Source organism: Streptomyces sp. NPDC006655 (genome assembly GCF_040703965.1).
In the GTDB taxonomy this organism is placed as follows: Bacteria; Actinomycetota; Actinomycetes; order Streptomycetales; family Streptomycetaceae; genus Streptomyces.
In genome coordinates this window covers 1-9,002 of the sequence record NZ_JBEYJU010000175.1, presented here as the reverse complement: position 1 = coordinate 9,002, position 9,002 = coordinate 1, and the positions used below count along the sequence as shown (strand labels likewise).

Sequence of the window (9,002 nt, the reverse complement as noted above, 5' to 3'; positions counted from 1 at the left end):
CGAAACGCCGGTTGTACCCGATCTGGATGGGCACGCCCCTGCCCTGGACGGCCTTGAGGACCTCGACGCCGTCGCTCATGTGCTTGGCGACGGGCTTCTCGCAGAAGACCGGGACGCCGGCCTCGACACCGGCCAGGATCAGGGCGGGGTGGGCGTCGGTGGCGGCGGCCACGACGATGCCGTCCACCCCGGCGGCGAGCAGCGCCTCGGGCGAGTCCACGACCTCGCCCCCGAACTTCTCGGCGGCGGCCTTCGCGGCGTCCGCGAACGGGTCGGTGAGGACGAGCGACTCGACGGCGTCGAGCCCGGAGAGGGTCTCGGCGTGGAAGGCGCCGATGCGGCCGAGGCCGAGGATTCCGATACGCATGGGGGTGTCACTCCTTGACTGCTGGATGGTGAGGCGCCTTCGAAGGGGCGCGGGGCTGTGCGGGCGGCGGACTTCTAGCCGAGACCCCCCAGGACGTTCTGGTCCCAGTCGATCACCGATCCGGTGACCACTCCCGACCGCTCCGACAGCAGGAACACCACGAAGTCGGCGATCTCGTCCGGCTGCCCCAGCCTGCCCATCGGCACCTTGGCCGCGGCGTCCTCGAGCCAGTCGTCCCCCGCCCCGTGGAACGCCCGCTGCGTCGCGTCCTCCCCCTCCGTCGCCGTCCAGCCGATGTTCAGCCCGTTGATCCGCACCCGGTCCCACCGGTGCGCGTGCGCCGCGTTGCGGGTCAGGCCGATCAGACCGGCCTTGGCCGCGACGTACGGCGCGAGGAACGGCTGCCCGCCGTGGGCGTCGAACGTGATGATGTTGACGATCGTGCCGGGCGCCTTGCGGCCGACCATGTCGGCGACCGCCGCCTGCATCGCGAAGAACGGTCCCCTGAGGTTGACCGCGACGTGCTGGTCGAACAGCTCGGGCGTGGTGTCGAGGAGGGTGCCCCGGGACGTGAGCCCCGCCGCGTTGACCAGGCAGTCGATCCGGCCGTACGCGCCGATCACCTCGGCCGCCGAGGACCCGGCCTGTTCGGCGTCGGCGAGGTCGGCGCGCACGAACAGGGCCTTGCCGCCCGCGGCCGACAGTTCGGCCACCAGGGCCTCGCCGGGCTCCGGGCGGCGGCCGGTCACGGCCACCGTCGCGCCCTCACGGACCGCGGCCCGCGCGACGGCCGCGCCGACGCCCTGGCTGCCGCCGTTGACGAGGACGACCTTGTCGTCGAGGAGTCCCATGTGATCATCGCCCTTTCAGCTCTCGCGCCGGGCCGCGGCGGCCCGTAGTTCGTCCCGCAGCACCCGCGGCAGCCAGTCCTCCCGCAGCGCCCGTCGCACCAGGTCCGCCTGCGAGGGCGGAGCCATGCCGTCGACCGGCGGATCACTGTCGAGGTTGGTCGGGAACGGATAGCCCTCGGCGCTCGCGGCGATCACGTGCTCCAGCCACGTCTCGCCCGCGCCCTCCGAGCGGCGCCGGCGCAGCACCGGGTAGACCGCGTTGACCACCGCCTCCCGGTCCACGGTCTCCATGGGCCGGCCGAAGGCCGAGGACACCTGGAGCAGGTTGGCCGTCCGGCGCACGTCGAGGGTCCGGTTGGTGCCGGCCGCGTGGAACAGCGCCGGGTTGAAGAACGCGGCGTCGCCCTTGGCGAGCGCCGGCTGCACGTGGTGGGTCTTGAAGTAGGCCTGGAACTCCGGCCGCCGCCAGGCCAGGTAGCCCGGCTCGTAGGTCTGGGAGTAGGGGAGGTACATGGTCGGCCCGGACTCCACCGGCATGTCGCAGTGCGCGACCGCGCCCTGCAGGGTGAGCACGGGGGAGAGGCGGTGCACGTGCGCCGGATAGGCCTCGGCCTGCTCGTCGGAGAGGAAACCGAGGTGGTAGTCGCGGTGCGCGGTCTGCGCCGCGCCGCCCGGGTTGACCACGTTGACCTGGGAGGTGATCTGGTAGCCGGGGCCCAGCCAGGCCAGTGAGACCAGCGCCACGACGTCGTTGGCGTAGTAGTCGGCGAACGCCTCCGGGTCGTACAGCGCCGCCTTCTCCAGGGCGTTCCACACCCGTTCGTTGGCGCCCGGCCTCGCGAAGTGGTCGCCGGCCCGCGCCCCCGACTCGCGCTGCTCCGAGAGCAGCGCCTCGAACACCGCCGTGGCCCGGTCGACCACCCCCGGATCGGGGAACGCGCCCCGGAAGACGACGACACCGGGGCCGTCCGTCAGGGCGCGGACCAGTTCGGTCCGCAGCCCGTGCGACGCCCCCTCGCCGCGCAGCCGCTCGCTGTCGTAGACGAGGACGCCGTCCTCCACGGCCGACGCGTGCGGGTAGTCGGCCGGGTCGGTGGTCCGCTCGACCAGGTCGCGGAACGTGCCGAGGTCGCAGTCCTGCGGCGACAGCCAGGGGCGGCCCTGTTCGGCTGCTAGGGACATCGGTGTCCTGCTTTCGGTCACGGTCACGGTCACGGCCGCGGGCGGGGCCAGGGGGGTGCGGCCACGGGAGCGGCGGGGCTCTGTCATTCTTGTCAGTACAAACCCCTCGAACAATCAGCAGCCGGCCATCAAAAACCCCTCAAGGAGACAGGCCGTGGGCCACCCCTTCCCCATCCGTGAGATCGCCCGTCAGGCCGGTCTCAGTGAGGCCACCGTGGACCGGGTGCTGAACGGCCGGGGCGGGGTGCGGGAGAGCACCGAACGCGAGGTGCGGCAGGCGATCGCCGACCTGGACCGGCAGCGGACCCAGGTCCGGCTGGTCGGCCGTACCTTCATGGTCGACATCGTGATGCACGCGCCCGAGCGGTTCACCACCGCCGTGCGGGCCGCGCTGGAGGCGGAACTGCCGTCGCTGCACCCGGCGGTGGTGCGCTGCCGGTTCCACTTCCGGGAGACCGGGCCGGTCGCCGAACTGGTGCAGACACTGGACCGGATCGCCCGGCGGGGCTCCCAGGGAGTGATCCTCAAGGCACCGGACGTCCCCGAGGTCACCGCCGCTGTCGGGCGGCTGCGGTCCGCGCAGATCCCGGTCGTCACCCTGGTCACCGACCTGCCCGCGAGCGGCCGGCTCGCGTACGTCGGCAGCGACAACCGCGCCGCGGGAGCCACCGCCGCCTATCTGATGGGCCAGTGGCTCGGCGACCGGCCGGGCAACGTCCTCACCAGCCTCAGCAGCGGCTTCTTCCGCAACGAGGAGGAGCGCGAGATGGGCTTCCGCGGCGTCATGCGGGCCACCCACCCCGAGCGCACCCTGGTGGAGATCGCCGAGGGCCAGGGCCTGGACGCCACCCAGTACGACCTGGTCCGCGCCGCCCTGGAACGCGACCCGGAGATCCGGGCCGTCTACTCGATCGGCGGCGGCAACATCGCCACCCTGCGCGCCTTCGCCGAACTGGGGCGCGAGTGCGCGGTGTTCGTCGCCCACGACCTCGACCACGACAACACCCGCCTGCTGCGCGAGCACCGGCTGTCCGCCGTCCTCCACCACGACCTGCGCCACGACATGCGCGAGGCCTGCCACCTGGTGATGCGCGCCCAGGGCGCGCTGCCCCCGGCCGGCCCGACGCTGCCGTCGGCGATCCAGGTGGTCACGCCCTACAACATGCCGACGCCCCCGACCCGCTGAGCACCCTCGCAGGGGGCCCTCAGAGACTGATCGCGTACGCCTTGCGGAGCGTCTCGTGCACCGTCCACGTCGTCCGGTCGCCCGCGCGCAGCACGGCCAGGTCGCCGGGGCCCACCCGGAACGTCTCCCCGCCCTCGACCTCGATCGTCGCCGAGCCGCTGACCACCACGAACAGCTCGTCGGCCTCGGTGTCGGTGACCACCCCCGGGGTGATCTGCCAGATGCCGCGGACCTGCTTGCCGTCGGCGGACTCCCAGACCACCTTCCCGGTCACCTCGGGGGTGCCGGAGACGATCTGCGCCGGGTCGAGCGGGTCGGGTTCGAGTACGGCGTCGGGGATGTGCAGGGCGAAGCTGGGCGTCGTCATGCGCCGACCCTAGCGAGCCGGCCGGACGCCGCACCGTGGACAGGGTGCCGGGCATCGGGCCTGGTGCAAGGACACTTCGTCGTGCCGTCGTGCCGTCGTGCCGTCGTGCCGTCGTGCCGTCGGGCACGGCGGGGGCGATCTGTCCCCACTGGCGGGGGAGGGCGGCCCAAGTGATCGTGGTGAGCATGGCTGACCCGACGCCGGCCACGCCCCGGCCGCGTTCGCACGACACCCGTGAGGCGATCCTGTTCGGCGGGGTCTACGGCGCCGTGCTGGCCTGCTCGATGGTCGCCGCCCTCAGCCAGTACGGTCACACCTCCGCCGCCGGCCGCCGCTACGACGCCGTGTGGCTGCTGGTCACCGCCTGCGCGTCCGCGCTGGCCCACGGCTACGCCCACTACATCGCCGAGCGGACCCCGCAGCGGAGTTGGGACGTGCTGCACAGCCTGGCCGAGGAATGGCCGCTGGTCACCGCCGTGCTCCCCACGGTGTTCCTGCTCGCGGGCGCCGGCTGGGGCTGGTGGCCGGCCGAGGGCATCGAGTACCCGGCGTTCATCCTGAACATCGTGATCCTGTTCGGCCTCGGGCTCGTCACCGCCCGCCGGTCACGGCGGAGTTGGTTCGCGGCCGTGCTCATCGGGGCGGTCGACGCGCTGCTGGGGGTGGTCGTGGTGGTCGCCAACGCGTTCATCAAGTAGACCCACGGCCGGATCACGTTCACTGAACGGTGAACGGGTTTACGATCACTCAAGGTCACTGTTCCTCCGGGCAAGGAGCCGGCATGACAATCGAAGACGCGGTCACCACCGAGGCCGTGGAGAGTCTGCGGGGCACCGACGACCCCCGGCTGCGCGAACTGCTCACCGCGCTCATCCGCCATCTGCACGCCTTCGCGAGCGAGACCCGGCTGAGCCGCGACGAGTGGGAGGCGGCGATCGCGTTCCTCACCGCGACCGGGCAGACCTGCACGGACACCCGGCAGGAGTTCATCCTGCTCTCCGACGTGCTGGGCCTGTCCATGCTGGTCGAGAAGATCAACGGGCACAGCGCTCCCGGGCGCACCGAGTCGACCGTCCTCGGGCCCTTCCACATGACCGAGTCCCCGGTGCGGGAGCTGGGCGCCGACATCGACCTCGTCGGCACCGGCGAACCCTGTGTGGTCAGCGGTGTCGTCCGCGCCGCCGACGGCACCCCGCTGCCCGGCGCGGTCCTGGACGTGTGGCAGGCCGACCCGCACGGCTTCTACGACGTGCAGCAGCCCGGGGTCCAGCCGGCCGGCAACGGGCGGGGGCTGTTCACCGCGGACGCCGAGGGCCGCTTCTGGTTCCGCACCTGTGTGCCCAGCGCCTACCCGATCCCCACCGACGGCCCGGTGGGCGACCTGCTGGAGGCCACCGGAAGGCACCCCTACCGGCCCGCCCACATCCACTTCATCGTCTCGGCCGACGGACACGAACCGGTCACCACGCACATCTTCGTCGCCGGCGGCGCGTACCTGGACTCGGACGCCGTGTTCGCGGTGAAGCACAGCCTGGTCAAGGACTTCGCGCCGACCGACGACCCGGCCCTGGCCGCGGAGTTCGAGGTGGCCAACCCCTTCCGGCACGCCCGCTTCGACCTCGTGCTGGACCCCTCGTGAACCGCGGCGGCGGGCAGCCGGACGCCGGGGATCCCGGCTTCGTGCACGAGACGTGGGCCGCGCGGGTGGTGTTCCGGGCCGGTGCCGCGCTCACCGCGACCGCCGAGGAGGCCCGGCGGCTGGGGCTGCGTCGGCTGCTGGTGCTCAGTGGCGAGCGGGGCGCGGACACCGCGCGGGCGGTCGCCGACTCGCTCGGACCGGCCTGCGCGGGACTGCACACGGGGGCCAGGATGCACGTCCCGGTGGCGGTCGCCGACCGGGGCGTCGAGGTGGCCCGGGCCGCGGGCGCCGACGGCTGCGTGGCCGTCGGCGGCGGCTCGGCCATCGGCCTCGGCAAGGCCGTCGCCCTGCGCACCGGCCTCCCGCTGATCGCCGTGCCCTCCACCTACGCCGGTTCCGAGATGACCCCCGTCTGGGGCCTGACCGAGCACGGCGCCAAACGCACCGGCCGCGACCCCGTCGTCCTGCCGCGCAGCGTCGTGTACGACCCCGAGCTCACCCTCTCCCTGCCCGTCCCGCTCTCGGTGACCAGCGGGATCAACGCCCTCGCCCACGCGGTCGAGGCGCTGTACGCCCCGGACGGCTCGCCGCTGGTCGCACTGACGGCCGAGGAGGCGGTACGGGCGATGGCGGACGCGCTGCCCGCGGTCGCCGCCGCCCCGGACTCCCTGCCGGCCCGCTCCCGGGCCCTGTACGGCGCCTGGCTGTGCGGGACCTGTCTCGGGGCCACCACCATGGGCCTGCACCACAAGCTCTGCCATGTCCTCGGGGGCACCTTCGGCCTCCCGCACGCCGAGACCCACACGGTGGTGCTGCCGTACGCCCTCGCCTTCAACGCGCCGGCGGCGCCGCGGGCGGTCGCCGCCGTGGGCCGGGCGCTGGGCACGGACGACGCGCCCGGCGCGGTGCGGGATCTGGGCGTGCGCCTCGGAGCACCGCGTTCCCTCGCCGAACTCGGTCTGAAGGAGGCCGACTTGCCGGCGGCCGCCGAGCAGGTGGCGGGTCAGGCGTACGCCAATCCCCGGCCGGTGACGGCCGAGGACGCGCTGGCAGTGCTGCGGGCGGCGTACGAGGGCAGGTCGCCGAGCGCCTGACGGGTGCTCAGCGCACCGTTCGCACGCCGTCCAGGGCGATCCCCATCACCCGGTCCCGCTGGGCCTCGTCCTCGAAGGCGGTGGCCGTGATGCCGGAGACCATTCTCAGCAGGTCGCCGATCTCCATGTCGGTCCGCACCACGCCCGCCTGCTGGGCTCTCTCCAGCAACGGACCGCTGGCCGCGAACATCGAGTCCCGGCAGGCGGAGAAGATCTCCGACTCGTCGTTGAGCGCCTCCCGCACCGCCCGCTTGGTGACCATGTAGCCGGTGAAGCGGTCCAGCCAGGACGTCAGGGCCTGCCACGGCTCCTGCCCGCCGAGTTCCACGGCGGCCCGGCACAGCGCGTTGACCTCGTCCGCGTAGACGCTCTCGAAGAGGTCGCGACGGGTGGGGAAGTTCCGGTACAGGGTCCCGATACCGACCCCCGCGCGGCGGGCGACGTCCTCCAGGGAGACGTCCGAGCCGTGCTCGGCGAACGCCTCGCGGGCGGCCGTGATCAGCGCGTCGTAGTTGCGGGCCGCGTCCTTACGGTGGGGCCGCCGGGACGCGACGATCTCACTGACCGGGAACGGGGTGTCCGTCATTGCTGCCTCCCGTGCGACAGGACTGAACCGGAGGGGATCCTCGACTTCGGTTGAAGTGGAGGCTTGCCTCCGTTAGAGTGGAGGGGAACCTCCACTTTAGCAGTGCGGTCACTGCTGTTCCGATCCGTTCTCCTCCGTTCCGATGTCGGAGAGGCTCCTTCATGCCCCGGAAGTCCACCCGCCTCACCTTCGCGGTCCTCGCGACCGGTGCCGGCGTGTTCTCCATGCTCCAGTCGCTGGTCGCGCCGGCCCTGCCGACCGTCCAGCACGCGATGCACACCTCGCAGTCCACCGCGACCTGGGTGATGACGGCGTATCTGCTGTCCGCCTCGGTCTTCACCCCGATACTCGGCCGGGTCGGCGATCTGACCGGCAAGAAGCGCAGTCTCGTCGCCGTGCTGCTCGCCGTCCTGGCCGGCTGTCTGCTCGCCGCCGTCGCGCCGAACATCGGCGTACTGATCGTCGCCCGGGTGGTCCAGGGCATCGGCGGCGCCCTGTTCCCGCTCTCCTTCGGGATCATCCGGGACGAGTTCGGTCCGGCCGAGGTCAGCGGCAGCATCAGCAACCTGTCCGCGGTGATCGCGGCCGGCGGTGGCGTCGGCATCGTGGCCGCCGGCCCGATCGTCTCGGCGCTGGACTACCGCTGGCTGTTCTGGATCCCGGTCGCCATCGTCGCCGTGACGGTCCTGATAGCCGCCCGCTATGTCCCCGAGTCACCCAAGCGCGCCCAGGGCAGCGTCAGTTGGCTCGGCGCCGGGCTGCTCTCCGCCTGGCTGGTGGCGCTGCTGCTGCCGCTGAGCCAGGCCGGCCAGTGGGGCTGGGGCTCGGGCAGGGTGCTCGGCCTGTTCGCCACGGCCGTCGTGCTGTTCACCGTCTGGCTCCGCACCGAGGCCCGCTCCGCGAGCCCGCTCATCGACCTGCGCGTGATGCGGCTCCCGGCCGTCCGGACCACCAACGCGGCGGCGCTGCTCTTCGGCGCCGGCATGTACGCGATCTGGTCCTTCCTGCCCGGCTTCGTCCAGACCCCGGGTACGGCCGGCTACGGCTTCGGGGCCACCGTCACCGAGTCCGGCCTGCTCATGCTGCCGATGCTGATCGCCATGTTCCTCTCCGGCGTCGTCGGCGGCCGTCTCGAACCCCGCGTCGGTGCCAAGGCCCAGCTCACCACGGGGGCCGCGCTGGGTGCGCTGGCCTGCGGACTCCTCACCCTCTGGCATGACGAGCGGTGGCAGATCGGTGTCGTCGCGGGGCTCTTCGGCCTCGGTATCGGACTGGCCTTCGCCGCCATGGCCAACCTCGTCGTCGGCAGTGTCCCGCCCGAGCAGACCGGCGCCGCGACCGGCATGAACGCCAACATCCGCACCATCGGCGGCTCCGTCGGCGCCGCGCTCACCAGCGTCCTGGTCACCGGCCGGCTCCAGCCCTCCGGGCTCCCGTACGCCTCTGGCTACACCCACGCCTGGGCTCTGCTCACCCTGTTCTGCCTGACCGCCGCCGGGGCCGCGCTCCTGGTCCCGGTCCGGCGCGCGAGCCGGGTCACCGGCCCGGTCACGGACCGGCCGGCGGCGGCACCCGTACACGTACGGTAGTGTTGACCTGCGTGATCACGCGGTGCCCACCGCGTGACCGCGCAGCGGGACGTGGCGCAGCTTGGTAGCGCACTTGACTGGGGGTCAAGGGGTCGCAGGTTCAAATCCTGTCGTCCCGACTGGAGACAGTCGCAGGTCAGG

Annotated in this window: 10 protein-coding genes and 1 tRNA gene; 6 read left to right on the top strand and 5 right to left on the bottom strand. The window is 72.6% G+C overall.

Features of this window, described 5'->3' with window-relative positions:
• From AB0958_RS43280 to AB0958_RS43270, 3 genes are all read right to left on the bottom strand, one after another.
• On the bottom strand, positions 1-367 hold a 367-nt coding region (locus AB0958_RS43280; protein ID WP_366895988.1), incomplete at its 3' end, for a Gfo/Idh/MocA family oxidoreductase.
• A 74-nt stretch (positions 368-441) separates the two neighbouring features.
• Positions 442-1,218: an SDR family oxidoreductase gene (locus AB0958_RS43275; protein WP_366895987.1), complete on the bottom strand. Its 777-nt coding sequence runs from the start codon at positions 1,216-1,218 to the stop codon at positions 442-444.
• Between the two features lie 15 nt (positions 1,219-1,233).
• On the bottom strand, positions 1,234-2,400 hold the full coding sequence (locus AB0958_RS43270; protein ID WP_366895986.1) for a phytanoyl-CoA dioxygenase family protein: 1,167 nt from the start codon (positions 2,398-2,400) through the stop codon (positions 1,234-1,236).
• A 154-nt stretch (positions 2,401-2,554) separates the two neighbouring features.
• On the opposite strand from AB0958_RS43270, the gene AB0958_RS43265 reads away from it, so the two are divergent.
• Positions 2,555-3,586: a LacI family DNA-binding transcriptional regulator gene (locus tag AB0958_RS43265; protein WP_366895985.1), complete on the top strand. Its 1,032-nt coding sequence runs from the start codon at positions 2,555-2,557 to the stop codon at positions 3,584-3,586.
• Positions 3,587-3,605: 19 nt separating this feature from the next.
• Here AB0958_RS43265 and AB0958_RS43260 read toward each other — a convergent pair whose 3' ends face one another.
• On the bottom strand, positions 3,606-3,953 hold the full coding sequence (locus AB0958_RS43260) for a cupin domain-containing protein (protein WP_366895984.1): 348 nt from the start codon (positions 3,951-3,953) through the stop codon (positions 3,606-3,608).
• A 185-nt stretch (positions 3,954-4,138) separates the two neighbouring features.
• Between AB0958_RS43260 and AB0958_RS43255 the strand changes: the two genes are divergently transcribed.
• From AB0958_RS43255 to AB0958_RS43245, 3 genes are all read left to right on the top strand, one after another.
• Positions 4,139-4,651, top strand: coding sequence for a hypothetical protein (locus AB0958_RS43255; protein WP_366895983.1), 513 nt, complete (start codon positions 4,139-4,141; stop codon positions 4,649-4,651).
• Positions 4,652-4,734: 83 nt separating this feature from the next.
• Positions 4,735-5,592, top strand: a complete 858-nt coding sequence (locus AB0958_RS43250) for an intradiol ring-cleavage dioxygenase (protein WP_366895982.1) — start codon at positions 4,735-4,737, stop codon at positions 5,590-5,592.
• Positions 5,589-6,686 (top strand): maleylacetate reductase, encoded by a 1,098-nt coding sequence (locus tag AB0958_RS43245; RefSeq protein ID WP_366895981.1) that lies wholly within the window; start codon positions 5,589-5,591, stop codon positions 6,684-6,686. Before AB0958_RS43250 ends, AB0958_RS43245 begins: the two co-directional genes overlap by 4 nt.
• A 7-nt stretch (positions 6,687-6,693) precedes the next feature.
• Here the strand turns inward: AB0958_RS43245 and AB0958_RS43240 are convergent, their stop codons facing one another.
• Positions 6,694-7,272 (bottom strand): helix-turn-helix domain-containing protein, encoded by a 579-nt coding sequence (locus AB0958_RS43240; protein ID WP_366895980.1) that lies wholly within the window; start codon positions 7,270-7,272, stop codon positions 6,694-6,696.
• Between the two features lie 161 nt (positions 7,273-7,433).
• Here AB0958_RS43240 and AB0958_RS43235 point away from each other — a divergent pair, with 161 nt between their 5' ends.
• Together AB0958_RS43235 and AB0958_RS43230 are read left to right on the top strand one after the other, a co-directional pair.
• Positions 7,434-8,861 carry an MFS transporter gene (locus tag AB0958_RS43235; RefSeq protein WP_366895979.1) on the top strand — a complete coding sequence of 476 codons (1,428 nt, stop codon included), beginning with the start codon at positions 7,434-7,436 and terminating at the stop codon, positions 8,859-8,861.
• A gap of 45 nt (positions 8,862-8,906) precedes the next feature.
• A tRNA-Pro gene (locus tag AB0958_RS43230) sits at positions 8,907-8,980 on the top strand.
• Positions 8,981-9,002: the final 22 nt, after the last annotated feature.

Coding starts and splice junctions, on each gene's coding strand:
- AB0958_RS43275 (WP_366895987.1), bottom strand. CDS start 1,218: ATGGGACTCCTCGACGACAAGGTCGTCCTCGTCAACGGCGGCAGCCAG.
- AB0958_RS43270 (WP_366895986.1), bottom strand. CDS start 2,400: ATGTCCCTAGCAGCCGAACAGGGCCGCCCCTGGCTGTCGCCGCAGGAC.
- AB0958_RS43260 (WP_366895984.1), bottom strand. CDS start 3,953: ATGACGACGCCCAGCTTCGCCCTGCACATCCCCGACGCCGTACTCGAA.
- AB0958_RS43255 (WP_366895983.1), top strand. CDS start 4,139: ATGGCTGACCCGACGCCGGCCACGCCCCGGCCGCGTTCGCACGACACC.
- AB0958_RS43250 (WP_366895982.1), top strand. CDS start 4,735: ATGACAATCGAAGACGCGGTCACCACCGAGGCCGTGGAGAGTCTGCGG.
- AB0958_RS43240 (WP_366895980.1), bottom strand. CDS start 7,272: ATGACGGACACCCCGTTCCCGGTCAGTGAGATCGTCGCGTCCCGGCGG.
- AB0958_RS43235 (WP_366895979.1), top strand. CDS start 7,434: ATGCCCCGGAAGTCCACCCGCCTCACCTTCGCGGTCCTCGCGACCGGT.